Origin of the sequence: Kosmotoga olearia TBF 19.5.1 (assembly GCF_000023325.1) — a bacterium.
Lineage (GTDB): Bacteria > Thermotogota > Thermotogae > Petrotogales > Kosmotogaceae > Kosmotoga > Kosmotoga olearia.
In genome coordinates this window covers 1,106,210-1,131,019 of record NC_012785.1, presented here as the reverse complement: position 1 = coordinate 1,131,019, position 24,810 = coordinate 1,106,210, and the positions used below count along the sequence as shown (strand labels likewise).

At 40.4% G+C, this 24,810-nt stretch carries 22 protein-coding genes and 1 pseudogene; 17 read left to right on the top strand and 6 right to left on the bottom strand.

Features of this window, described 5'->3' with window-relative positions; genetic code table 11:
• The first annotated feature begins 1 nt into the window (after position 1).
• On the top strand, positions 2 to 937 hold the full coding sequence (locus KOLE_RS05360) for a lipase family protein (RefSeq protein ID WP_237697544.1): 936 nt from the start codon (positions 2 to 4) through the stop codon (positions 935 to 937).
• A gap of 37 nt (positions 938 to 974) precedes the next feature.
• Positions 975 to 2,165: an outer membrane protein assembly factor BamB family protein gene (locus KOLE_RS05355; protein WP_015868422.1), complete on the top strand. Its 1,191-nt coding sequence runs from the start codon at positions 975 to 977 to the stop codon at positions 2,163 to 2,165.
• A gap of 383 nt (positions 2,166 to 2,548) precedes the next feature.
• Here KOLE_RS05355 and KOLE_RS05350 read toward each other — a convergent pair whose 3' ends face one another.
• The 3 genes from KOLE_RS05350 to KOLE_RS05340 form a co-directional block, all read right to left on the bottom strand.
• Positions 2,549 to 2,785 carry a type II toxin-antitoxin system RelE family toxin gene (locus tag KOLE_RS05350; RefSeq protein ID WP_015868421.1) on the bottom strand — a complete coding sequence of 79 codons (237 nt, stop codon included), beginning with the start codon at positions 2,783 to 2,785 and terminating at the stop codon, positions 2,549 to 2,551.
• Positions 2,782 to 3,015, bottom strand: coding sequence for a hypothetical protein (locus tag KOLE_RS05345; RefSeq protein WP_015868420.1), 234 nt, complete (start codon positions 3,013 to 3,015; stop codon positions 2,782 to 2,784). The genes KOLE_RS05350 and KOLE_RS05345 overlap by 4 nt, the downstream gene beginning before the upstream one ends.
• Before the next feature lie 279 nt (positions 3,016 to 3,294).
• The gene (locus tag KOLE_RS05340; protein WP_015868419.1) at positions 3,295 to 4,956 is read right to left on the bottom strand and encodes a helix-turn-helix domain-containing protein; all 1,662 of its coding nucleotides are present in this window, start codon (positions 4,954 to 4,956) and stop codon (positions 3,295 to 3,297) included.
• Between the two features lie 1,042 nt (positions 4,957 to 5,998).
• On the opposite strand from KOLE_RS05340, the gene KOLE_RS05335 reads away from it, so the two are divergent.
• The 12 genes and pseudogenes from KOLE_RS05335 to KOLE_RS11465 all read left to right on the top strand — a co-directional run bounded on the left by KOLE_RS05335 (position 5,999) and on the right by KOLE_RS11465 (position 16,612).
• A complete protein-coding gene (locus tag KOLE_RS05335; protein ID WP_015868417.1) occupies positions 5,999 to 6,916 on the top strand; it encodes a right-handed parallel beta-helix repeat-containing protein in 918 nt (305 codons plus the stop codon).
• 138 nt (positions 6,917 to 7,054) lie between these two features.
• Positions 7,055 to 7,236 (top strand): annotated as a pseudogene (locus KOLE_RS11475) (transposase); the annotation flags it as partial.
• A 60-nt stretch (positions 7,237 to 7,296) separates the two neighbouring features.
• The gene (locus KOLE_RS11470; RefSeq protein WP_015868416.1) at positions 7,297 to 7,635 is read left to right on the top strand and encodes a hypothetical protein; all 339 of its coding nucleotides are present in this window, start codon (positions 7,297 to 7,299) and stop codon (positions 7,633 to 7,635) included.
• Positions 7,622 to 8,206 (top strand): hypothetical protein, encoded by a 585-nt coding sequence (locus KOLE_RS05325; RefSeq protein ID WP_049753252.1) that lies wholly within the window; start codon positions 7,622 to 7,624, stop codon positions 8,204 to 8,206. The genes KOLE_RS11470 and KOLE_RS05325 overlap by 14 nt, the downstream gene beginning before the upstream one ends.
• Positions 8,142 to 9,611, top strand: coding sequence for an IS21-like element ISKol1 family transposase (gene istA / locus KOLE_RS05320; RefSeq protein WP_015868413.1), 1,470 nt, complete (start codon positions 8,142 to 8,144; stop codon positions 9,609 to 9,611). The genes KOLE_RS05325 and istA (KOLE_RS05320) overlap by 65 nt, the downstream gene beginning before the upstream one ends.
• Positions 9,612 to 9,618: 7 nt before the next feature.
• Entirely contained in the window at positions 9,619 to 10,341 is a 723-nt protein-coding gene (gene istB / locus KOLE_RS05315; RefSeq protein ID WP_015868412.1) for an IS21-like element ISKol1 family helper ATPase IstB, read from the top strand.
• Between the two features lie 187 nt (positions 10,342 to 10,528).
• Positions 10,529 to 11,938, top strand: a complete 1,410-nt coding sequence (locus KOLE_RS05310) for a radical SAM protein (RefSeq protein WP_015868415.1) — start codon at positions 10,529 to 10,531, stop codon at positions 11,936 to 11,938.
• Between the two features lie 239 nt (positions 11,939 to 12,177).
• The gene (locus KOLE_RS05305) at positions 12,178 to 12,858 is read left to right on the top strand and encodes a PqqD family protein (protein WP_015868414.1); all 681 of its coding nucleotides are present in this window, start codon (positions 12,178 to 12,180) and stop codon (positions 12,856 to 12,858) included.
• Between the two features lie 83 nt (positions 12,859 to 12,941).
• Positions 12,942 to 14,411 carry an IS21-like element ISKol1 family transposase gene (gene istA, locus KOLE_RS05300; protein ID WP_015868413.1) on the top strand — a complete coding sequence of 490 codons (1,470 nt, stop codon included), beginning with the start codon at positions 12,942 to 12,944 and terminating at the stop codon, positions 14,409 to 14,411.
• A 7-nt stretch (positions 14,412 to 14,418) separates the two neighbouring features.
• Positions 14,419 to 15,141, top strand: a complete 723-nt coding sequence (gene istB, locus KOLE_RS05295) for an IS21-like element ISKol1 family helper ATPase IstB (RefSeq protein ID WP_015868412.1) — start codon at positions 14,419 to 14,421, stop codon at positions 15,139 to 15,141.
• A gap of 251 nt (positions 15,142 to 15,392) precedes the next feature.
• Positions 15,393 to 16,223 (top strand): ATP-binding cassette domain-containing protein, encoded by an 831-nt coding sequence (locus KOLE_RS05290; protein WP_202795109.1) that lies wholly within the window; start codon positions 15,393 to 15,395, stop codon positions 16,221 to 16,223.
• A 224-nt stretch (positions 16,224 to 16,447) separates the two neighbouring features.
• Complete coding sequence (locus KOLE_RS11465) at positions 16,448 to 16,612, top strand: hypothetical protein (RefSeq protein ID WP_235599724.1); 165 nt, start codon at positions 16,448 to 16,450, stop codon at positions 16,610 to 16,612.
• A gap of 7 nt (positions 16,613 to 16,619) precedes the next feature.
• On the opposite strand, the gene KOLE_RS05285 is transcribed toward KOLE_RS11465, so the two are convergent.
• From KOLE_RS05285 to ltrA, 3 genes are all read right to left on the bottom strand, one after another.
• Positions 16,620 to 17,771 (bottom strand): RtcB family protein, encoded by a 1,152-nt coding sequence (locus KOLE_RS05285; RefSeq protein WP_015868411.1) that lies wholly within the window; start codon positions 17,769 to 17,771, stop codon positions 16,620 to 16,622.
• 431 nt (positions 17,772 to 18,202) lie between these two features.
• Positions 18,203 to 19,417: an IS256 family transposase gene (locus tag KOLE_RS05280; RefSeq protein WP_015868410.1), complete on the bottom strand. Its 1,215-nt coding sequence runs from the start codon at positions 19,415 to 19,417 to the stop codon at positions 18,203 to 18,205.
• 128 nt (positions 19,418 to 19,545) lie between these two features.
• Positions 19,546 to 20,817 carry a group II intron reverse transcriptase/maturase gene (gene ltrA / locus KOLE_RS05275; protein WP_015868409.1) on the bottom strand — a complete coding sequence of 424 codons (1,272 nt, stop codon included), beginning with the start codon at positions 20,815 to 20,817 and terminating at the stop codon, positions 19,546 to 19,548.
• A gap of 920 nt (positions 20,818 to 21,737) precedes the next feature.
• Between ltrA and KOLE_RS05270 the strand changes: the two genes are divergently transcribed.
• The 3 genes from KOLE_RS05270 to pgmB all read left to right on the top strand — a co-directional run bounded on the left by KOLE_RS05270 (position 21,738) and on the right by pgmB (position 24,809).
• The gene (locus tag KOLE_RS05270) at positions 21,738 to 22,967 is read left to right on the top strand and encodes an MFS transporter (RefSeq protein WP_015868408.1); all 1,230 of its coding nucleotides are present in this window, start codon (positions 21,738 to 21,740) and stop codon (positions 22,965 to 22,967) included.
• 143 nt (positions 22,968 to 23,110) lie between these two features.
• A complete protein-coding gene (locus tag KOLE_RS05265) occupies positions 23,111 to 24,121 on the top strand; it encodes a LacI family DNA-binding transcriptional regulator (protein WP_015868407.1) in 1,011 nt (336 codons plus the stop codon).
• A gap of 22 nt (positions 24,122 to 24,143) precedes the next feature.
• Complete coding sequence (pgmB, locus tag KOLE_RS05260) at positions 24,144 to 24,809, top strand: beta-phosphoglucomutase (protein WP_015868406.1); 666 nt, start codon at positions 24,144 to 24,146, stop codon at positions 24,807 to 24,809.
• Position 24,810: the final 1 nt, after the last annotated feature.

Sequence of the window (24,810 nt, the reverse complement as noted above, 5' to 3'; positions counted from 1 at the left end):
TATGGGAGGACTGATATCGAGAGAGTATATAAGGCAAGACATAAGCGAAGCGAACGTTAAAGCGGTGATAACAATAGGTACACCACACACAGGAGCGAGTATAGCGGATAAATTAACATGGACAATTTTCCTGGGAATAACAGATGCAGCGATAGTAACACCACCAGCGGTGGACCCATACGAACTTGGACCGGCAATGAGATCCGCTGCTCTTGGAGTCATAATAGCGATGGCACTTGCTTGGTTGCTGCTATTTTTACGTATCAACGCAGGAATCAGTCTATTAGTTTCGGGAGTGAGCCCAGCAATGTTAGTAGCAGCAGGATTGGGAGTGTTTATATTGGTTTTGGGGGCAATTTTGTCGATGAACACACCCACCACAATGAAGGAAATGATACCAGGAAGTACATTTTTAGAACGCTTAGCGGATACCAATTTGCCTGCAAATGGGGAAGAAGGAACCATTTACTATGCCTCCATATACGGGGAACAGAAAAAGATAACGGAGTTGCTGGAAACAATGAGTCAAGATAGTACGGAAGTTGGAGAAAACTTGAAATTCACAGAGAATATGTGTGAAACATTGAGTGTATCGTATTTGGTAACGGGGGCGTGGTACATGGCAACGAGTTTTTGGAATATTCACAGATTTTGTATAGGAGCGCTATATGTGGCAGGAGGAGGGTATTTGAATCCCGATTATGGGATACAATTTGCATGGGACAATGTGGTAGTGGGTTCAAATGAAAGTGACGGGGTAGTACCAGTGTCGTCACAGATATTTCCAGAGGATGTTGTATCACCCGGAGCGAGATATATAGAACCCAAACCAGCACCAGATGCGAATCATCTGACAGAGACTGCTACGAATACCAAGGTTAGTGAAAGGCTAATAGAAATACTCAACATAATATTGGAATTGGAAGATGGACAGTGAAAAACGAAGGTGTTTGTCATTCTGTGGAGGGGATACGATGAAAATAGCGACGATAGGTGGGCTGGTTGTTATTTGTTTTATCATATCTTCATGCGCACTGATTCATCTTTTTGATGAGACTAACGTGCGATTATTGTGGAAATACAAATTTGAGCCAGGAATAATTTCGGCGGTGCAGCCAAGGTATTTTGCATATGATAAGGAAGAGGAAATACTCTACACGAGAGGAGACGATGAGCTGGTTGCAGCGATAGATTTGAATCGAAAAGAAGTGGTGTGGGATAAACGCATTCGGACATTTCTTAACCTGGGAGCCGATATAGAAATATGTGGAGACAAGGTATATATAATCCGAATGGAAACGGAAGAATCAAGCTCGGCGGTGATGGCGCTTGACAAATGGACAGGGGAGGTAGAGTGGGAATATAGACTTCAGGGTAAAAGGCCTGAAACTGGGTTGGCTCAAGGTGAAGGATATTTATACGTCCTCGACCATGTTGGTTATAGAGAAGGAGCTTTGATAAAGCTTGATAAAGATACAGGAGAAAAGATATGGGAGACGAAGGGGTTAAAAGCTTTCATATACACAGAACCGGTGATAGATGAAGAGAGAGGGTTGATATACGTGACAAGCAGAGATTACGATGACGACGATTACAATCCCACATTTTATGCTATAGACAAGGAGACTGGAAAAGTAGTATGGAAGTATGAGATAGAGAGCAAACACAGAGATGATTTTGCAACCGTCCCGGTGATATACGGAGATAGCGTATATGCAGCGACATGGTTTGGACTTGTGGTGAGGTTGAAAAGAGATACCGGTGAAGTAGTGTGGAAGAGACGTTATTTTCCCGATGACAGCAGTGTTCATCCAGTGAACTGGGGATTTGGGAATAGATTGCAAATATATGATGACAAGTTGATATTGATGAGGCCAGCAGGGTATATATATGCGTTGAACACAGAGAATGGGGATGTGGTATGGAAGGCGTGGACAAGGTACTCAGCCGATGATGTTTATCTGGACAAAGAAAGCGGAAGAATATACGTACATAATTGGGGCCCTGAGATAAGGTGTTATTCAGCAGAAGATGGAAAATTAATCTGGATGTATGAATACGAAGGCGGAGAAGGAAGGGTAGGAGGAGCACCGTACAAGGTGGGAAAATATATCTTCGATGGAGATACAGGTGGTAATTTTTACATTCTTGAGGAGTTGAGGTGACTGGGTAGTACCAATTGCATCACAGATATTTCCAGAGGATGTTGTATCTACATCGATCATAAAATATAGAAAACGTCAATCAAAAATACAATGCAAATCTATCAGCTAGGATTTTACTTCTCGAGGAAGGAAGCCATATAGAGCCGGATATTCCCATAAATCTGAGTCTTGAGGGAAAAATATCTTGGATAATTGGCAAAGCTGATCCTATGATTTATAAAGCCCTTCAGATTGTCAAAAAAGCCTGGGAATAGCCTTATTTCATTTCCGAATAGTTCGAGATTTTCATAACTGTTGGGGGGACACTTCCTCTTCCATGGGCTTAGGAAAGATTTCAATACACTTTAGTGGATAACTCTTACCAGAATCTGGGATACTTAATTCTATTTATTCACATCTCCTCGCACATCTATCCTGTAAACATAAATCGTATTGTCTTCACGTTTGAATAGGATACGGTGATTACTGACACGTAATCTATAAAATCCCCGATACTTACCTTTCAGCGGCTTAACATCACCGAGGGGAATGTTTTTTATAGCTGAAACGATTTTCTCACGTATATTTTTTGGCAATTTATCAAGATACTTTTTCGCTTGCTTTGAGAGAAACGTTTTCATAGTTCATACCATTCGCTCTCGCTATTTACTTTATCAATAGAATCAATATCGTCATCCGTTAATTCTTCACTCTTACGCGCGTTTACAATCTTCCACAGAATATCTTTAGGCAACAAATTAGGATCAAGCTCACCTTCCTTGATCAAATTATCCACAAATTGAAGAAAAACAACATCATTGGTCTTTTTTATAGCCTCAATCAATTCTTCAAACTTTACAATTATGGTCATATTGTTTCACCTCTTTTCTTTCACACACCCTTTCACGCTTATTGTACCATGATCGCATTTAGCAGCGTATATGAAGGTATTATGCCTCCAAGAATCAACACTAATTGTAGTGATACAGTATACTTACATAAAAGAAGAAACTATGCCCAGCTTTCTACACAGTATCATCAATCTTGAAGATATTTCCGATATTATTATCTTTTCGAAAACAACCTACTGTACGGTAGCCTACTATCCGCTAGTTAAACACCGAAGACACCGTAAAGCATAAAAAACACCTCAAACAAACTTCAACAGTCTATTAGCCAGCTTTTTCCTTTCCTTCTTCTTATCCAGCGCCCAGTAAGCGAGGGCGGTCTGGGTTTTCTTTAGTCTGTATTTCTGGGTGAAGGGATAAAGTTCTGCAGGAGGTTTGACCCTTAGCCCCCAGTTCCTGTCGTAGCGAACGTAGTTTCTCATGAAGGTATCTATTACCTCTCTGTCTTCATCTCCGAGTTGAAGATACTTATGGATGAACTCTTTTCTTTTTCTCGCAGGCAAGGCCTTCAGGAATTTCCTGACAAGGTCTCTCCTGCCTTCGAGGAACGGATGAAGCTCGAAGAGTTGAGCCACGAATTTCTTTGTTTCATAACGATTTTCCGTAAATTCTTTGAACTTTTGAAGATCTCCTTTGCAAAGTTCCAGTGCGCGGGAAAGCGTTCCCTTCCTGCTCAGGTAAGGATGATCTTTCCTTCTGTTTAAAAGAGCGGTGTATGTTGAGGGGATTAATATTTCATGTTCGGATGGTTTGAGTTTTTCCAGTTCTGTTATCGCATTTTCAAAGCCTTTATCTATCTGAAGTTTTATCCATTCGTTCACGACCGGATAAGGATCGTTGAGTGGATCAACCTCGATTTTCAATCCGGTGATTATCTTCCTTAAAGTTTCACCCCTGACGGTTTGGGTTTTGCCGTTAATGAGTTTGCTGAGGTTGTCCCTTGCAACTCCAGAAAGTAAGGATGTCTGCTTTATAGACTTTATATTTTTACTCAACCACTCTCTCAGTTCCATATCGTTTTCATATAAGGATTTTTCTAAATCGGTGAGGATTTTTGGTAATAGTATCATTCTATGAGCATATCTTTTCCTTATATGGTTCTCCATTTCTTTTGGTACGCATTCCATACATCCGGCAAAAATCTCAAGGTTCACTACTTCTTTACTCACAAAGTCCTTTTCTACCTCGATTAGTGTATCGATACTCGGAAGTGCTGAAGCCGGGCTTTCCCTATATTTTCCATTTAAGTAGGCAGCTTTTCGGGCATAATTTATAGAATCTTCGGGATATGTTGATCTTAAATGCCAGGCAGCATCGTTATAAGCAGTTGCAATTGCAATCGGGTGATCAGCTTTAAGGGATTCTTCAATACATTCTTGGAAAAGCCTTTTTGCCTTTACGACATCTCCTTTTTTGGTAAAATCTCTGGCTTTTCCCAGAAGAAAAAAACACCAACCACTTTGATCTTTCTTATAAGAATCGCTCCAGAACCTAAACTTCTTCATTTTGGGGTTATCAGCAGTTCTTGCATAAACGTTTAGTAAATTTGATGCCACTGCTGAACGCAAAAATGGAGGAATTCTTGAAAACTCTTCACGAAGCTTGTTATAGACAGCGGTAGCCTCTTCTCGCCCCAAAAAATGCAAAATGCTCATTTTCTTACTGAGTATTAGATAGTAAAGAATTCCGTTTTTTCTGGTAATTACTAGAGTTGTTTCTAGAATCTTCAGGGCTTTGAAGTACTTTCTGTTCCATGCGAGTTTAATGGCCTGAATGTAGCTTCTCCATCCAGAAGGTAAACCGGCGCTTTCATAATAATTCAAGAAAGGTTTTGCAAAACTGCCATTGTTATCTAGTACCTGTAAAAGGGCTTTTATCTTACTTCTCAGTTTTTCTCTCTCCAATCATATGAAGTGTTACACCATGAATTCCGTGAAAAGCCAATATGCACCATATTTTATCTCCCAAAACACTTTTATAGAGCTGGGTTGCAACACCTATAAATTTTGAAATCATATGCAAACTGCTACAATGTAATTGTAGCCCACAGAAAGTAGGTGGTCAATATGATCAGAAAAATACTCATATTGTTTTTACTATCTATACTCTTTAATTTTTCAATTTTGCTGGCTGATTAATTTTCAATTTTGCTGGCTGATCCAGATGATGTGGTTGGACCAAAAGATGGTTCAAGCAAATGCACCGCGGAAAACGTATACGTAAATTCTTTGAATTTCGACTTTGAAAATCTCAACAACAATCAAGACACTCAGATAATTTCTGGATTATTACCTGATCGACAGTTGGAAGTGTTTGAGAATTTATTTCTTTTGTTCCGATAGAGGTAAAGCAAGATTGTGATATCTAAATACGGAGTTGTAGTCTCTTTTGGGATACAGGGAAGTTTTTACAGCACTTTCTTGACATAGCAGGATTTTTTATTTTTATATCCTGAAAACAAATAGCTTTTGTCACATATTTGGGGGTCGAAGGCACATGTACTTAGGAAATAAAGAAACAAAAGGAGGGATTCGTATGTTAAGAAGGATGGTTTTTGTTCTTCTAATTATGGTTTCAACAGTATTGTTTTCTGTAGAAAGTATAATTCCACTTCGAGTAGAATGTGACGACAGTATAACTGAACCCCGCACTGAATGTTGGTGCACAGAAGTACGCCCTGCATACACTGATTGGACCTGTTACGCATCATGTGTAGTAGGATGTGCTACTTGTGGAACAAATGCTGTTTGTTATGCAGCATGTACTGCATATTGTCTCGCACAGTGCACCTATCCTGAAACCTGTGTTGGTGAATATGAATGTGTAACGATTTATCCATGTAGTTGGTATTCACTTCTCGATACTCCTTATGAGACATGCTGTCGCCGTGAAGTAGGCCTGAATTTGAAGCAAAGCTTTTTAATGTGAATTATGGGGGGGACAGGTATGTCATTAAGAAAATCATTAATGCTTTTCACAGTTTTACTGGTTCTTTCAACACTTTTGATTGCAGATGAGATGGGAAGAACGATAACAGTCAATCCAGAAGGTGACATAAATTCACTTCAAAAAGCTATTGATATCGCTCAAAATGGTGACATTATTAAAGTCATGCCAGGTGTTTATAATACAAAAGCTGTCATAAACAAATCCCTTGAGATAGTTGGTGAGAAAGGAAAAGTTTATTTTGAACCAGTTGATTCGGAAATCCCCATGATCGTTGTTATTGGTTCTGATGAACTAAAATTTGAGGGGATAAAATTCAGAGGGGATGGAAGGCTTTTTCAAATTATAATGAGCAACGTGAGCTTCAGAAATTGTAAGTTTGAGACCTCCGGCACCGCTATATTATTTTCTGGTGGATCGCTTTCGATATCTACCTCGGTATTCAATGGTGTTAGGGAAAAAATCCAAGGAGGTTTCACATACCGTGGGACAGCGTTGCTTGTATCAGCAGCTAATAACATAGAATTCACCAACAACCTGGTAAAACACATGGGAACAGGTCTTCTTGTAAGCAACGTAGATACGCTATACAGTCAGAACAACGAATTTTCCGAAAATGTTATTGGTGCAAAGTTTATTGATGTCTTGGAACTAGGTTTATCGGAGAATATTTTCTATCGCAACCACGTTGCAGTAATACTATCCGGAAAAGGTAATTGTTTTCTGGAAAGCAATATTTTTTCTAAATCTACAAAATGGGATTTGAGCCTTTCCACAGAAGAATGCAGGCTATGTTCAAAATGTGTCGAAAAACCCTTCGATGGATCAATATCTGGAAGAGAAAACATCTCCGATAGTTACGGTTTCTGTCCAGAGGACTCTATTGAAATATTGAAGCTATTTGCTAGAAAGGATTGATGAATTTCCTTCGACTCCCAAATATGGAACAAAAACTATATACTGCTCCCCTGAAGAATTGAACAGGTAAAAAGTAGAGAACCAGAATAAAGACAAAGAGTGCAGTTAATGGCGTAGAAACCCCCGGCAGAAGAAAAGCTGGCAATAATTCTGGAAGAACTTCGTCGAGAAAAGAGCGTTTCTCAAATCTGCAGAGAACATGGAATTTCACAAGCTCAGTATTACAAATGGCGCGACAGGTTTCTCTAAGGTGCCAAAGAAGGCTTGGAAAACGGGAAGAAATCCATTTTCAAAAGCTTGAGGAAAAATTCGAAAAACTCAGCAGCAATCAAGATACACAGATAGTTTTGGATTATTACCTAATCGACAGCAGGAAATGTTTGAACAAAGCTTTTATCTCTTCTGATACGTTAGAGGTGGATTTTTCAAGAACATTGGAAATGCAAGAAAAAATCCTCTTCGGAGGTGAGAAAACCGAAAGTTGTTGTTTAGAAAAGAGTGTCTGTCACTTTTTTCACAGATGGCTTGCAGATCGAGTAAAATCAATCGAAGATTTAGATCTCCAAGGACAAGGTTATAAGGTTCCAGAAGTCTACTGGGAAAAAAGTGTGAATATAGATGTAGTAGAAGAAAATGTGTGGAATCTTAAACCAGAAGATTTGTTTGGCTTATCTGAAACAAGAGAAATTGCGGAGGTGCCAGAAAATGATGGAAAGTAGTATTAGAAGGGCATTATCAGATGCTGATATTAGGCCGTTAATAGAGTTTATAAATAAATCCAATTTCAGCAAAGGCTTAAATTACTTGAGTCCATTTGTGTACAAACAGGTGTTTAATGATCTCTATATTCGGGAGAAGTTTTTCAATTACTCTATTTATGTTTACAGCGAATTTGTAGATGGGAAAATTCACAAGGTTTCATATTATCAATTACCGTCACCTGGAAGTTTTTCCAAGTCTGCAGACTTGGTGTTATTTGCAAGTAGAAACCGGCCTTCAAAAGCAGAAGAATTCCTCGTTGATTCTATACATAATTTGTCCCAAGCACATCCGGTCATAAGCAAAGTTAAAGTTAATCTAAAAATAGAAAAAAACGTAACTGGTGTATGTGGTCAAATAAAATTGACCCCCCAGGGCCATAGAAAATTGACCCGTTACCCCCTGGAAAAAAAGACCTTCTTGAGCGAGATAATAGAAACAATCTGCTCAAGGAGGTATACGAGGGGTGAAAAACGTGTACGAGGTCAAAGAGATTCAACGGCTCTATCAGGAATATGGTTCTATTCGTGAGGTAACAAGACTCACCGGGATATCCCGGAACACCGTCAGGAAGTATTTACGCAGAATCGAAGCAGTGAAATTAGGAAGCGCAAAGGAAGTAATTGTTAGGAAGCCCGTTCCTTTTAAGCGTCGGACGATTGAGCCAAGGACAGTAGCGAGGATTGAAGAACTCCTGGATTCCAACAAGGACAAACCCAAGAATTTGCAATTCACCGCGAAGAAAATCTGGCAAATGGTGGTTAAGGAAGGACACAAGATAAGTTATACCTCGGTGAAAAGGATTGTTCGCAAATGGAAGGAAGAACACGGTCAAAGGGATGTCTACATCATTCAGAAGCCGGATGGTAAACGAGCTGAATTTGATTGGGGAGAGGTGGAACTCGTCATTGCCGGTGAAAAAGGGAAATACCCTGCTGCATTCATGGTACTGAATCGTTCGCTGTATCGTTTTTCCAGGGTCTTTGAAAGAGAAACTGCCCAGGAGGTAATCCAGGCACACATAGACTTTTTCGAGGAGATTGGAGGTGTACCACAGGAGATATTCTACGACAACATGAAGGTGGTGAAAGACAGGAAGAACCTGAACAAGAACTTCGTCAAATTTGCCACCTTCTTTGGATTCACTCCCAGGTTGTGTAATCCTTATTCACCCCAGGAAAAGGGGACAGATGAGGAAAGTGTTGGTTTCGTTAGAAATTGGGTATTCAGTGAAAGGAATGAATTCGATTCCCTGGAAGAAGCGAATGAATATTTAAAAGAAAAACTGGCAGAACTAAATGCTTCTCCTGTATATGGAAGAGAGTTAGTTCCGGTAAAAGCTCTCAATGAAGAAAAACTAAATGCATTACCTACCGCCAGCTACAACAACTATCGTCTTGAAGAAAGGATCATATCCAGATATTCGTTAATAATGCTGGACGGTAATTACTATTCTGTTCCTGAGGATTGTCCCGGGAAGAGAGTGCAGCTGAAGATATATCCAGACCGTATAGAAATATTGAAAGAAAGCAAAATCGTTGCGGTTCACAAACGCTTAAGAGGTAAAGGTAAATACGCCATACAGATAGCTCACTACCTGAACACCCTAAGAAAAAAGCCTGGAGCCCTTGCAGGATCAAGAGCCTTCCAGGCATTAAACGACACACTAAAAGTCCTGTTCGGCAAATATTATACCACTAAGCCAAGGGAATTCGTACAATTACTGGAATTATTGAACGATTATGACGAAAAAACCTTCTGCGAAAAGGTAGAAGTGCTCTTTGAAAACGGGATTATCCCAACAGCAGACATAATGAGGAACCTATTACAACAAAAGCCCATACAATATGAAACCTTTGACTATCCTTTGAAGATACAGATAGACCACGGTGATCCTTCTGAGTTCGACAGATTGGTAGGTGTTCACCGTGGATGAAAAACTAATGAGATTGTGCAAAAGGCTGAAAACACCGGGAATATTCAACAGTTACGAGAGAATCACTAGACAAGCTCAACAAGAAGGCATGAGTTACATTGAATTCCTTCTGGAGATACTGGAATCGGAAGTACAATCCAGAGAAAGCAGAAACATAGTGAAGAAAATAAAGCGGGCAGGATTTCCAACACCCAAAAGATTTGAAGAACTCAACGAAGCAGCCCTTCCAGAAGACGCCAGGAAACATCTTAAAGAACTAAAATCGTTGAAATTTCTGAGCGCGAATAGAAACCTAATACTACTGGGTAACTCCGGTACAGGAAAAACACATTTGGCAACGGCGATAGGAATAAAAGCCTGTGAAGAAGGATATAACGTTCTATTCAAAACAGCGGCAGGCCTAATTAACGAACTGAAAGAAGCAAAAGACGAAAAACAACTTGTGAGATACGCAAAACAATTCAAAAAGCTCGATCTGGTGATAATAGACGAATTAGGATACATTTCCTTTGACATTGAAGGTGCAGAGCTGCTCTTCCAATACCTGGCAATGAGATACGAAACAAAGAGCACGTTAATTACAACGAATCTCGTGTTCTCAGAATGGATAAAGATTTTCCATGACAAAGCGCTAACCATGGCATTGTTAGACAGAATTACACACAACACTTTGATTCTCAATATGTCTGGAAGAAGTTACCGAAGAAGGGATATTTTAGAAGATACCTGAGGTGGGTAGCGGGTCATTTCCTTATGGCCCTCCCGGGTCAAAAACCTATTGACTTTATACAAACTGGACAAAAAGAATTGACTGATTTGTTAAGGAAATCGGGCTTTACCAAAGAAATTGTATTAGAAGGCGAATTTTATACAGCTGATCTGGTTGTATATTCATACTTTTTGGGGTGAGTGATACCATGCTCAACAGCTTGCAAATTTCAAGTATAAGATGGGAAATTGAACCAAAATGTAATCTCAATTGCAAGCACTGCTTTGTAGGGAGTAAATTAGATAGTTTCCAGGAGCTTGATCTTGACAGTGCAATGAAAATAGTGAATAAGATAGCAAGTATTGGGGTTAAAAAAGTAAATTTCACAACGAAAGAACCAACATTGTTTAAAGAACTTGACAAGCTTATCTTTTACTGTTCATTGAAAGGGATTTATACTGAACTTGTTACAAATGGTGTATTACTTCGGGATATTACACTATCAGAGAAAATTGTAAATAGCGGTGTTGGTGCAATAAATATAAGCATGGAAGGTATTAGCGATACATCGAACGATTATATACGTGGTAAAGGAACGTTTGTTCAGATTTTAAAGGCGCTAAATAATCTGAAAAATGTTATGGAACCAGGAAGGTACGTGCCCATTGTTATTCAAATGACTTTGAATAGGAAGAACAAATTAGAAGTTCATAAGATACCTGCATTTTTCAATTCACTTCCAGTTGATATGGTGGTTATAGGTGGGCTTTTATTGGAGGGAAATGCTCGGGAGAACCCAGATATAGCTTTATCATCTGAAGAATTTTTAGAAGCGTGGGAAATTATTTTGGAAGAGTACTTATCCCTAGACTATAAGAGATATTATCTCAATTCCAAATCATTGTTTCCTCCTGAAGCAGTTTACTACAATATCATGTATGGTACGGATTTATGTCCATTGCCACCAAGGTGTGGTGTATTAAACGGGAATTTTTCGCTACTTCCAAACGGCTGTATTATTCCATGTGTCGCTATTTTGGATAAAGAGGCAAATGTTGGCAGGCTCCCAATGATCGATCTCTTAAACAAAGAGTTTATTGAAGAAAAAGACAAAAAACGAATGGATGATTTTATTAACAGTGTTAGTGAATTAATAAAACTGCGGAAACCTTATATTTGTTCTCAATGCTACTATGAAGATTGGTGTATGCCTTGCCCAGTTAGTTTGCTCCAAAAGGGGTTTTTAGATGAAATTTCCGAAAGATGTGAGCGTGCCTTGAAAGAGCTTGAAATGTTTTTACTAAATATCCAAAAAGCTTTCAAAGAATACTATGTTGTGGTTAGTCAAGATACGCTGATGCACTTGGAAAAAGATAAAGCTTTCTTGACAAGGTTTTATAGATTAGGTGAAACGCTGCAAAGAAAGTACAAAGTTGATGGATACAAAGCAAGGATACTGAAAAGTATTTTTGATAACGGAGCAATTGCTCTTCCAGATTTATGTTCAGATCTATCTGTGACCTCTGCGGACGTCTTGAACTTTCTTAAACCATTATTTTACGACGGATTTATTGAATTCAGGAGGTCTGAAAGAGTCCCTTTTTACGCTTCAAAGTGATGAGCATTTAAACATTCATCGTGATCGTGATTGCTTGACAAAAAAGATGAAGAAAAGATGGGGGTAATGCATTGCGATAAGAATACAAGGCACTTTGAGCGATTTCAAAAAACAAGAAGCGCTGGAGTTGCAGACACTCAGATGTAGTGGAAAGCGAAGCCGAACAGTCTCTCCTTATTTTTTTCAACTTTTTACTTCATTTTTGTAAATTTGTGGTTCTCTCATCAGGAGGTGGAAAAATGAACAGAATACTCGATAGTACACCCAGATTTATTGAAGAAAATCTCGTATACAAAAGGAAAGAAGAAAATGGAAGTTTGGTATTCTTAAGTAGAAGGCATCCAGAAACTCAGCAATTACAACTAAACGATACTGCTAGATTCATTGCTGAGCTTTGCAACGGCAAGAACTCTGTGGGTAGAATCGTGAAGAAGATATTAGAAGAGTATCAGGGAGCAACCAGGGATAGAGTAGTGCAAGATGTTATAAATATACTTCACAGTTTGTGGCGTCTTGGGTTGATTGAATGGAAAAAGGAGAATCCACTAATTTCTCTTTATTACACAAAAAAGGTGGATAACTATACATTCAGAGTACTTACGGAAGACGAAGCAGTAGCAATAGTTAACAAACTTAAAAATGTCCTGCATTATGTGAATCCTTATATTAACGAGGAGACAAGTTATTCCGAACTTGCAATACGCCAGAAAGTTTTTGCTTTTACGGAAGTCTTCTTTTCTTTATTCGATAAGGGTCATGAGAGCATGGTTATTTCATTTTCGGGTTTTCCTGGTACAAGAGTCAGAAGTTTGCGCATTTTGTATCTCTACTTTGATGCTAATTTCATTTCTACGGAAGCTGTTAGGAATTTCCTGAGATGGTGTATGTGGTCAAATAAAATTGACCCCCCAGGGCCATAGAAAATTGACCCGTTACCCCCTGGAAAAAAAGACCTTCTTGAGCGAGATAATAGAAACAATCTGCTCAAGGAGGTATACGAGGGGTGAAAAACGTGTACGAGGTCAAAGAGATTCAACGGCTCTATCAGGAATATGGTTCTATTCGTGAGGTAACAAGACTCACCGGGATATCCCGGAACACCGTCAGGAAGTATTTACGCAGAATCGAAGCAGTGAAATTAGGAAGCGCAAAGGAAGTAATTGTTAGGAAGCCCGTTCCTTTTAAGCGTCGGACGATTGAGCCAAGGACAGTAGCGAGGATTGAAGAACTCCTGGATTCCAACAAGGACAAACCCAAGAATTTGCAATTCACCGCGAAGAAAATCTGGCAAATGGTGGTTAAGGAAGGACACAAGATAAGTTATACCTCGGTGAAAAGGATTGTTCGCAAATGGAAGGAAGAACACGGTCAAAGGGATGTCTACATCATTCAGAAGCCGGATGGTAAACGAGCTGAATTTGATTGGGGAGAGGTGGAACTCGTCATTGCCGGTGAAAAAGGGAAATACCCTGCTGCATTCATGGTACTGAATCGTTCGCTGTATCGTTTTTCCAGGGTCTTTGAAAGAGAAACTGCCCAGGAGGTAATCCAGGCACACATAGACTTTTTCGAGGAGATTGGAGGTGTACCACAGGAGATATTCTACGACAACATGAAGGTGGTGAAAGACAGGAAGAACCTGAACAAGAACTTCGTCAAATTTGCCACCTTCTTTGGATTCACTCCCAGGTTGTGTAATCCTTATTCACCCCAGGAAAAGGGGACAGATGAGGAAAGTGTTGGTTTCGTTAGAAATTGGGTATTCAGTGAAAGGAATGAATTCGATTCCCTGGAAGAAGCGAATGAATATTTAAAAGAAAAACTGGCAGAACTAAATGCTTCTCCTGTATATGGAAGAGAGTTAGTTCCGGTAAAAGCTCTCAATGAAGAAAAACTAAATGCATTACCTACCGCCAGCTACAACAACTATCGTCTTGAAGAAAGGATCATATCCAGATATTCGTTAATAATGCTGGACGGTAATTACTATTCTGTTCCTGAGGATTGTCCCGGGAAGAGAGTGCAGCTGAAGATATATCCAGACCGTATAGAAATATTGAAAGAAAGCAAAATCGTTGCGGTTCACAAACGCTTAAGAGGTAAAGGTAAATACGCCATACAGATAGCTCACTACCTGAACACCCTAAGAAAAAAGCCTGGAGCCCTTGCAGGATCAAGAGCCTTCCAGGCATTAAACGACACACTAAAAGTCCTGTTCGGCAAATATTATACCACTAAGCCAAGGGAATTCGTACAATTACTGGAATTATTGAACGATTATGACGAAAAAACCTTCTGCGAAAAGGTAGAAGTGCTCTTTGAAAACGGGATTATCCCAACAGCAGACATAATGAGGAACCTATTACAACAAAAGCCCATACAATATGAAACCTTTGACTATCCTTTGAAGATACAGATAGACCACGGTGATCCTTCTGAGTTCGACAGATTGGTAGGTGTTCACCGTGGATGAAAAACTAATGAGATTGTGCAAAAGGCTGAAAACACCGGGAATATTCAACAGTTACGAGAGAATCACTAGACAAGCTCAACAAGAAGGCATGAGTTACATTGAATTCCTTCTGGAGATACTGGAATCGGAAGTACAATCCAGAGAAAGCAGAAACATAGTGAAGAAAATAAAGCGGGCAGGATTTCCAACACCCAAAAGATTTGAAGAACTCAACGAAGCAGCCCTTCCAGAAGACGCCAGGAAACATCTTAAAGAACTAAAATCGTTGAAATTTCTGAGCGCGAATAGAAACCTAATACTACTGGGTAACTCCGGTACAGGAAAAACACATTTGGCAACGGCGATAGGAATAAAAGCCTGTGAAGAAGGATATAACGTTCTATTCAAAACAGCGGCAGGCCTAATTAACGAACTGAAAGAAGCAAAAGACGAAAAACAACTTGTGAGATACGCAAAACAATTCAAAAAGCTCGATCTGGTGATAATAGACGAATTAGGATACATTTCCTTTGACATTGAAGGTGCAGAGCTGCTCTTCCAATACCTGGCAATGAGATACGAAACAAAGAGCACGTTAATTACAACGAATCTCGTGTTCTCAGAATGGATAAAGATTTTCCATGACAAAGCGCTAACCATGGCATTGTTAGACAGAATTACACACAACACTTTGATTCTCAATATGTCTGGAAGAAGTTACCGAAGAAGGGATATTTTAGAAGATACCTGAGGTGGGTAGCGGGTCATTTCCTTATGGCCCTCCCGGGTCAAAAACCTATTGACTTTATACAATTGGAAAAGTATGCATACAATGATATAAGTTCTAGAATGAAGCAATTGATACAAGTGATAATTAGGGTAATGTTTCTTCAGTCTATGTATCAAGCAGGTGCAAGTTTACTGAATTATCTATGGTCGTTTGGAATTTTATTGGTCGGAGCGAACCTTGTTTTCGCCAGTAACATTACATTGGGGACTTTCATGGGGTTTTACTTACTTGCTGGTTTGCTATATCAACCTGTAGTGTCGCTGACAGGGATAGTCCTAAGCTATCAAGAAGTAAAAGTCTCTTATGAAAGATTTGAAGAATATTACATCCATTCACCAAACAATATTGTGGGAAGCAAAGGTAGCAAACCCTTTTGTTTTGAGAAAGCTTTGGAAATTCGTAATGTGACTTTTTCTTACGATGGTTACACACCTGTGATTAAAAATGTGAATCTTGTTTTAGAGCCGGGGAATATTGTTGCACTAACAGGACGTAGTGGTTCCGGCAAAAGCACCTTTGCACGAATCCTTGCGAGATTGCTTGAACCACAAAGTGGAGCAATATATATAGATGGGGTTAACATTAACGCGATCAAGATGGATGATTACAGAAAAAATATCGGGTTCTTGCTTCAAACTACATTTATAATAGAGGGAACCCTTTTAGAAAATATTACATTGGGGATGAAGGAGTACTCCATTGCTGAAGTAGAGAAAATAGTCAAACAAGCGGGTCTAGAAGAATTAATAGACACCAGTCCCAAGAGACTTAATATGTATTTGGGAGTGCGAGGTTTATGTATATCACCTGGAGAAGCACAACGTATTGGTTTGGCAAGACTCCTGCTAAGAAGACCTAAAATAGTGATACTAGATGAACCAACATCGTTCCTTGATGCTAATACGGAAAACATTATATTGGATTCACTCCTTGAATTGAAGCGGCAAAATTCTTTGGTTTTGGTTATAAGTCATAGAACCTCCACTATTGCTATTGCAGATAGGGTGTTAAAGTTCGAGAATGGAAGCGTTGTTGATGCTTGATCTAGCCAGGCTGTGTCAAGAATTTTCTATAAATTCTGAATTGAATCTGTTAGCAATTTTGCGTAAACTCCCTCCGAAATATGTGATATAACCCCAAAAATGAGACAGTGTATATGCAACAATGACTAACAAAAACAGTCTCATGAAACTGAATGTTCACATCGATTGTAAAATAGAAAAACGTCAATCAAAAATACAATGCAAATCTATCAAAAGCGAGGATTTTGCTTCTTGAAGAGGGGAGACATATAGAGCCGGATATTCCCATACCTCTGAGCCTTGAGGAAAAGATCTCATGGCTAATTGGTGAAGCAGATCCTATGCTTGACAAAGCTCTGCGAATTGTTGAAAAAGTATCAGAAGAACAAAAGAATATGGAGGTGAAGTGAACAACTTTCAGCCTTTAATCACAGCAAGAGGGGTTAATTTTACCAATCGTTCCACCAGATCCTTTTGATAATCCATAACTTTATCTATGTCTTTGTAAGCTACTCTGGCTTCTTCTATTACAGCACCTTTATCCGGAGTCATAAGAACGACATTTCTCTCATCCAGATCTTTCTTCACTTCGGCAAAATTGAGCTTTCTTTTCGCTTCATGCCTGCCCAGCACCCTTCCCGCACCGTGAGAGCAAGAACAAAAACTTTCAGGATTGCACAGGCCTTTGGCTATGTAGGTGGGACTCCCCATGGAACCGGGAATTATCACTTTACCTTTTGCCAGCACCGCTCCTTTTCGATGGACAAGCACCTTTTCTCCATAATGCCTCTCAAGACTCGCATAATTGTGAACTGTCTCAATTCTTTCCAGCTCTTTCATTTCGGGGAAAAAGTACCGCATTACTTCTAATGCGGATGCCACCAGCAAACGGCGATTTTCTGAAGCGAAGGCCATGCAAAACTCCATCTCTGCAAGATATTGTCTTCCGGATTTGCTATTCCTCGGCAACCAGGCCAGCCCGGGAGGTGGCTTTATGCCCCGCTTTTTACAGTATTCCCTGGCGATTTTGTCATAATAACTCGCTACCTGTTTTCCAAGGTTACGCGAACCGCTATGCACTGTAAGGTAAATATTCCCAAGCTCATCCTTTTGAATCTCTATAAAATGGTTTCCTCCTCCAAGGGTTCCAAGCTGCTTTTCGGCATTTTTTCGTTCCCTTTCAGTGATGGGCCCGGCGGGTTCTCGCTTCCAGAAATCACTTGCGAGTGCTTTTTTTCTCCACTTGAAGCCAACAGGTATTTTTTCAAGAAATAACTTGAGTATCTGCTGGCGATATTTCATCACCATGTCTGCGGTTAGGTCTGTTTTGACAGTAACAACCCCACATCCTATATCCATACCAACGGCATAAGGAATAACATTTTCCTTCAGCGCTACTACACAGCCTATGGGCATACCATAACCCGGATGAACATCCGGCATTACTGCTATCCATCTAAAAACGTCTGGAATTTCCGAAAGATTCCTGATTTGCTGCATCGCCTCTTCTTCAATTTCTTTCACGGGTATCCAGAACTTTGCCTTTAGTTTAGGACTGTAAAAGTTCATAACATCACCCCGATTTATTTGGGTTCAGTAAGATTCTATCACTCGAGAGAAAAAAGTAGGCGCTAATACAAAAACCGAGATCCGGTGTTCGAGATCCGAGAACGTTTACGAAGGTCATTCCAGACTTGATCAATAATCGAGAAGTCGAGAATGCAGCTCGCTGCCGCTGCGAATCCCTTCGGGATTGGTACGACCGGCTCCACCGGTGGTACGAACTCCTTTGGAGTTGATACGTGTCTTCGGTGTAAAAAAAGAACAAGACCAGATGTTGGAAATTGGAATTTAGTTAATTGAGATCCGAGAAAACAAGGACAATAGATCCTGAATCAAGTTCAGGATCTCTCCTAGTCAACTGCGAAGCAGTTATCGAGTAGGAGGGGGGGAATCGGGCGTGTCACATATTTTGTGTAAACCCCAAACTCCGGAAAAGATCAGACATAGGATTTCACCCAATCAAATTCTATCATCAAAGTGGCAAGGATTTTATCCCATTCATTTATTCTCACGGTCCATTTTCTAGTTATATTGTTAATGGCGAGATATGCCAGTTTCATGAGAGCCATGTCATTGGGAAAAACACCTCTGTTCTTTGTTACCTTCCTGAGTTGGCTGTTCAGGGATTCTATTGGATTGGTTGTGTAAATCAATTTTCTAATCTCTTTGGGATATTCGAAATAGGTCGTGAGGGATTCCCAGTTGTCTTTCCAGCTTTTAATGCTGAAAGGATACTTTTCTCCCCATTTCTCTTCAAAAGCCATAAGGGCGTTCCATGCTGCTTCTCTTGTGTCTGCTGTGTATACCGATTTCAGGTCAGCAGCGAATTTCTTTTTGTCTTTCCAGGATACAAATTTCATGGAATATCTTATCTGGTGTACTACGCATCTCTGGATTTTAGCCTGGGGATATACCGCTTCTATTGCCTCTTCCATTCCCTTTAATCCGTCTATTGAAAAGAACATCACTCCTTTGACACCTCGGTTTTTCAGCTCATTTAGCACACCAAGCCAGTATTTTGAACCTTCACTCTGAGCTATCCACATTCCTAGGACATCTTTCATTCCTTCCAGATTTATCCCAAAGGCTATATACAAAGCCTTATTTCTTATCTGGTTGTTCTCAGAGACTTTGAAAAAGATAGCATCCATGTAGATTATGGTATATACCTCTTCAAGGGGTCTGTTTCTCCATTCGGAAACGATGGGTATTATCTTGTCTGTTATCCTGCTTATGCTTTCAGTTGACAATTCAGAGCCGTATATGTCCTTAAGATGTGCCTGTATGTCCCTGTATGTCATTCCCCGGGCATACATAGACAATATCTGGTCCTCTATGGAAGCTATGCTTCGCTGGTGCTTTTTAACCACTATTGGTTCGAATTCACCTTTTCGATCCCTGGGAATTGAAAGCTCTATTTTGCCATATGAGGTATTCACTGTTTTTTTCGAATAACCGTTTCGGGAGTTATCCGTTTCTTTGTTCCTATAGTCATGCTTGGAATAGCCCAGTTCTTCTTCAAGTTCCGTTTCCAGCATCTCTTTAATGATGTCTCCAAATAATTCTTTTACAAGATTTTCCGCGTCTTCTGTTGTCTTTAATTTCCTCTCTCGTACCAATCTCTTCATTGCTTCTTTGTCAAAGTTTCCCACTGTTCTCCCTCCTTAGCTTTTTGTTATTTTCTCATATTTCGGAGGGAGTTTACACAAAATTGCTAACAGACCCGGGGGAATCCCCCCGTCCTCTCACAGAACCGTGCGTACGGGCCAACGTACACGGCTCATGGATTGAGTATCGGATTCTCCGACAGTGGTACATGTGAAAGCTTCATATCATACAGCCCTATCTTCTGAAAATATTTGTTAGGCAGTAGTCTACTGACCAATCGCGATCGAGAGCTTCTCCATTTGTTCATTCTTATTCCGGATATTTCGCCTCTGTATCCTTTTTGTCTCATCACCCTGCGTAGTTTCTTTGTCGTTTTCCATTGTCGCAGGATTATGGCTCTCAATCTCCTTCTTATCCAACCCATGAGGTCTCTGAATACTCCCACCCAGTCGATTATTTTGTAGTAATTGCTGAAGCCTCTCAGCAATTGGTTTAGTCGTTTTATTATCTCTCCGATCGGTGTACATTGGTTTCTTCGGGTGAGTGTTTTTGCTTTGGCTTTGAACCTCTTTATTTTCTTTTCCTGGATTCGTATTTTGCCTTTTTGTATGGTGAATCCAAGAAATTCGATTCCATCATCTATCGTGGTTATTCTCGTCTTTTCTTTGTTGACCTTCAATTTCAGCTCTTTTTCCAGTATTCGGATAGCTATTCTCAGATATTTTTCCGCGCTTTTGTAGCTCTTTGCGAAGATTAGTATGTCATCTGCATATCTCACTATCCTTATTCCTCTGGCCATCATTTTCTGGTCAAATTTGTTCAGATAGATGTTGGATAGCAGGGGGCTTATTACTCCGCCCTGTGGACTTCCCATCTCACTGGGTTGGTATTGGTCTGTTATGACTCCACTTTTGAGGAAACTTCTTATTAGTCTCAATATTTTGCCATCGCTTATTCTTTCCGCTACTGCGTCTATCATCTTTTCGTGGTCTAAGGTGTCAAAGCATTGACTAAGGTCTAACTGTACCACGTATTTCATTTTGTATTTGCACGCGAAGGCATAGGCTTTCTCTACTGCCTGGTGTGGATTCCTTCCTTTCCTGTATCCATAACTTGAAGGATGAAATCCTTCCTCAAAGATTGGTTCCATTATTTCTTTCAGCGATTGTTGTACTATTCGATCCTCTACCGTCGGTATCCCGAGCATACGTGTCTTCCCATTTCCTTTCGGGATTTCTACCCTTTTTACCGGTGAAGGCCGGTATTCTCCTTTTCGCAACTTTTCGCTGAGTTTCTTAATCCTTTCCAGAAGGTTTTCTCCATACTCCTGAACCGTTACTCCATCTATCCCAGGTGCTCCGTTGTTCTTCCGCACCTTGTGATATGCTTTGACCAGGTTCGCTTCCAGATAAACTTTGTCAATAAGACTGTAGTACTTCCTCATGTTTCCTCCTGTATGGCCTTCCGGATAAGTCGCATATAACAGAATCGGTTTCTTCTCCCATCCAAAGATTGGATTCTTTACCCCCCCCCCGGGAATCTTCCTATCTTTGCAATGGTTACTTACCTGCCCCGGCTATTCTCAACCGTCGTTAGCATTTCAGCCTCCGTTACGGACTCCTGTTATACTCGCTTCCCTTTGTGCCATTTCCTCAATCCTTCCCCCCTTCGCAAGTAACAGGCCCTTTCGGTTCCTGTTACCCCCATCGCTCAAGGCGATAGTCCCTTCTCCTTTCAGAGAGGTTCAACACTACTACGGGTTCGTCTGCCATCCTCCTCCGCTTCACCAGTCCTTGGGTCTCCCCTTGTTCCGGCTTACCCATTTTGGGACGAGTGAGGACTTCCCCGGGTAAGACATACAGCTTTCATCCGAATCCTGCCATCCAAACCTGTAGAGTTGGAGCTCGGGCTTACCCATTCTCGGCAAGGTTACCCTCTCTACCGGCCAACACTGGTTCACTTTCGTTCAGTTCCAGATTTTGCCTTAGGCTTCCTTCAGATTCACCGTTACCAGTGACACCCTTGCCCTCAGCTAATGCTTATCTCGCTCCCCGCATTCGGGACTTTCACCCTATAGTTGTATGTCATGCCGGGCACACCGAGACAACCACGTAGTGGTTCGGAACAACTCCACAGGAGTTCGTGTCAACCGCTTGCGGTTCGTGTCGCTTTATTAACTGACAGCGTCCGCAGCCTCAGCCTCGCAAGCGTCAACGTTGTGAGTCTCCGGAACGAAGTTCTGCACGTCAGCAGCATAGCATTCTCTCGGTTCTCGATTCTCGAACACCGGATTTCGGTTCTCCCTCAAATGATATAATCAATGTGTTTTTTCTAATCATCATATATTGCAGGGGGGAGTGTCAATTGAAACTGGATTACAAGAAAACATTCATTCTTGGGCTTGGTTTTTTTGCTATCAGTCTTACCTGGCCACTTTATAACTACTACATCCCGCTTTTCTTGAAAACCTACATCAAGAGTCAGTTCTGGATAAACTCCATCATGACTCTGGACAATATTCTGGCTATTACCCTGATTCCTGTTTTTGGAAGTCTTAGCGATAGGACAAATACCCGATTTGGAAGAAGAATGCCGTACTTGCTCATAGGTATTCCCATCTCAGCCATCCTTTTTGCTCTTTTGCCTCAATACAGTAGTTTTACTTCCCTGATGATTATCCTAATATCCTTTAACCTCGCTATGGCAATTTATAGAGCACCAACAGTTGCCCTTATGCCGGATATAACACCAAGGCCCTTGCGTAGCAAAGCCAATGGAATAATAAACTTCATGGGTGGATTGGCTTCCGTTCTGGTCCTTTCCGTCGGGGCTGTACTGTACGATATAAACAAAAATCTTCCGTTCATTGCTACTGCCATTTTGATGTTCCTTGCTCTGGCTATGCTGTACATCTTTATAAAGGAACCAAAGAACATCACCGTTACCACAAATGAAGAGCAAAAAATTGGCCTGATATCTTCAATAAAAGAGATTTTTGTCAGTAAAGACAAGACAGCTCTATATATACTTTTAGCCATATTCTTCTGGTTTGTTGGCTATCAGGGAGTGGAAGCAACTTTTAGTAATTATAGTGTTCATTTCCTCAAAATAAAAGAAAGTACCGGTTCTATAATCCTCAGCAGTTTTGCAGCAGCTTTCCTCGTCTTTGCCATCCCGAGTGGCTTTATAGCTACAAAGTTCGGAAAGAAAAGAACAATTTTAGTTGGTGTGGCAGGGCTCTTCATTGTTTTTGGACTTCTAGCAATCGTTAGAACAACAACCAGCGTATTCGGGATGCCATATAACGTAGTTATGATGCTCCTTTTTGCGATAGGCGGGTTCTTCTGGGCATGCATAAACATAAACTCTTATCCTATGGTGGTGGAAACAACAACAGAAGAAAAAGTGGGAACATACACCGGCATATATTATTTCTTCTCATCGTTAGCGGCGATACTCGGACCTCTAATATTCGGGTTTTTCGTTGATTTCTTAGGGTTTGGCTCGATGTTTATCACCGCGGCAGTCTCATTTGCAATTGCTTTTATCTTTGTTTTCATGATAAAGTCCGATACGAAAACAAATCGAAGTTGACTTCGTGAGAATGTTATCCGTCAGTAAACCTAAACCCTTTTAACCACCATACTTCATTTGTGACATGAGTTAATCCTTGCTAAATAACTTTGGAAAATCTATTGTATTATGAGATAATGTTACCGGTAACATGAGGAGGGTGGATGGTGAAAACGGTTCAACCAACAATCGAAATGGTTGCCAAAGCCGCGGGAGTTTCAAAGATGACTGTATCCCGGGCAATAAACCACCCTGAAAAGGTTAACCCCGAAACATTAAACCTGATCATGGAAACCATGAAAAAACTTAATTACCGCCCGAGATTTGTGGCAAGAGTGCTTGCAGGGGGGAAATCCAGAACAATTGGTTTTCTCGTAAAATCAAATGAAGACTTCATCATCTCACCGTTTTATGGAGAATGTATAAGAGCAGCTGTCGAATGGCTCAAGACTCAGAACTACCGTAGTGTTATTTTCAATCTGCTTGACTCTCAAGGTAAATCCCTCTTTGTGGACTATATGAACTCCGGACTTCTTGATGGTCTCATCGTTTTCGAGGGCATTTACGAACGTGAACTACTGGAAACGCTAAAGATAAATTCCATACCTTCCATCCTCGTTGGAGAGAATCTCATGAAAGAGTACGATTTCGTCACGGTATCTTCAGACAATTACGGTGGAGCAAATAAAGCCGTTGAACATCTAATAAAAACTGGCTGTTCGAGAATAGTCTATGTAACCGGCATGGGGGAAAAACCTTCATACCTCCACAGGAAAAAGGCTTATATAGATACCCTCAAAAAATACAAAATAAGCTATTGCAAGATAGTCGAGACTCCAGTGAGTATAAATGGTGGAAAAAAAGCGGTAGAAAAACTTCTCAAAGAAGGCGAAGACTTTGATGGGCTGTTCTGCTTTTCAGATTTAATAGCTATTGGTGCGCTAAGAGCGCTCTACGAAAACCGGGTAAAAGTCCCGAGTGAGGTAAAAGTAGTTGGGTTCGACAATATACGCCTTTCGAGAGATTTTGTACCTTCTTTAACTACTGTTGCGCAGAATATGCACCTTATGGGAGAACTCGCATCAAATATGCTCTTAAGAATTCTATCAGGAAAAAAGGCAAAACAGAAAAATATACTTCTATCCACAGAACTCATCGTTCGGGAAAGCGCTTGAATGTCACGGATGGTGTTTGCCAGTGAGCTTTTCTGTCTGTATTTTTGATATGGATGGAGTAATTGTTGATACTGCTAGGTATCACTTTCTAGCATGGAAAAAGCTTGCTGGAGAGCTGGGCTTTGAACTATCTCCTGAGCTTGGTGAACAGCTCAAAGGAATTGGACGTCTTGAAGCTTTGAATATAGTTTTGAAGTTTGGTAGTATCAAAGCAAATGAAAAAGATAAGCAGAAACTTGCCAAACGTAAAAACAATTATTATTTAGAGTTTATCTCGAAAATAGATGAATCTGAAGTGCTTCCCGGCGTGATCACGTTTTTGAAAACCTTAAGAGAAGCAAAACTGAAAACAGCACTTGCAACAGTAAGCAAGAATGCATCTGTGATAATTGAAAAAACTGGTATAGAAAAACTATTTGATGTCATAGTTGACGGAAATATGATTAAAAATGGAAAACCCGATCCTGAAGTTTTCTTAAAAGCTGCAGAGATGCTGGAAGTATCACCACAAGAGTGCATAGTTTTTGAGGACGCAGTAGCAGGTATTGAGGCCGCTCACAGAGCTGGTATGAAGTGCATAGGAATTGGAAATCCATCTGTCCTCAGTAAAGCGGACTTCGTTATAAGAAATCTCAAAGAGATAAATCTTGGTGTGTTGGAAAAGGTTCCCTCCAAAGGGGCTTTTTAGT

Excerpts from the sequence above, each read along its gene's own strand:
- KOLE_RS05360 (WP_237697544.1), top strand. The coding sequence starts at position 2 with ATGGGAGGACTGATATCGAGAGAGTATATAAGGCAAGACATAAGCGAA.
- KOLE_RS05355 (WP_015868422.1), top strand. The coding sequence starts at position 975 with ATGAAAATAGCGACGATAGGTGGGCTGGTTGTTATTTGTTTTATCATA.
- KOLE_RS05350 (WP_015868421.1), bottom strand. The coding sequence starts at position 2,785 with ATGAAAACGTTTCTCTCAAAGCAAGCGAAAAAGTATCTTGATAAATTG.
- KOLE_RS05345 (WP_015868420.1), bottom strand. The coding sequence starts at position 3,015 with ATGACCATAATTGTAAAGTTTGAAGAATTGATTGAGGCTATAAAAAAG.
- KOLE_RS05335 (WP_015868417.1), top strand. The coding sequence starts at position 5,999 with ATGTCATTAAGAAAATCATTAATGCTTTTCACAGTTTTACTGGTTCTT.
- KOLE_RS05325 (WP_049753252.1), top strand. The coding sequence starts at position 7,622 with ATGATGGAAAGTAGTATTAGAAGGGCATTATCAGATGCTGATATTAGG.
- istB (WP_015868412.1), top strand. The coding sequence starts at position 9,619 with ATGAGATTGTGCAAAAGGCTGAAAACACCGGGAATATTCAACAGTTAC.
- KOLE_RS05310 (WP_015868415.1), top strand. The coding sequence starts at position 10,529 with ATGCTCAACAGCTTGCAAATTTCAAGTATAAGATGGGAAATTGAACCA.
- KOLE_RS05305 (WP_015868414.1), top strand. The coding sequence starts at position 12,178 with ATGAACAGAATACTCGATAGTACACCCAGATTTATTGAAGAAAATCTC.
- istB (WP_015868412.1), top strand. The coding sequence starts at position 14,419 with ATGAGATTGTGCAAAAGGCTGAAAACACCGGGAATATTCAACAGTTAC.
- KOLE_RS05290 (WP_202795109.1), top strand. The coding sequence starts at position 15,393 with ATGGGGTTTTACTTACTTGCTGGTTTGCTATATCAACCTGTAGTGTCG.
- KOLE_RS05285 (WP_015868411.1), bottom strand. The coding sequence starts at position 17,771 with ATGAACTTTTACAGTCCTAAACTAAAGGCAAAGTTCTGGATACCCGTG.
- ltrA (WP_015868409.1), bottom strand. The coding sequence starts at position 20,817 with ATGAGGAAGTACTACAGTCTTATTGACAAAGTTTATCTGGAAGCGAAC.
- KOLE_RS05265 (WP_015868407.1), top strand. The coding sequence starts at position 23,111 with ATGGTGAAAACGGTTCAACCAACAATCGAAATGGTTGCCAAAGCCGCG.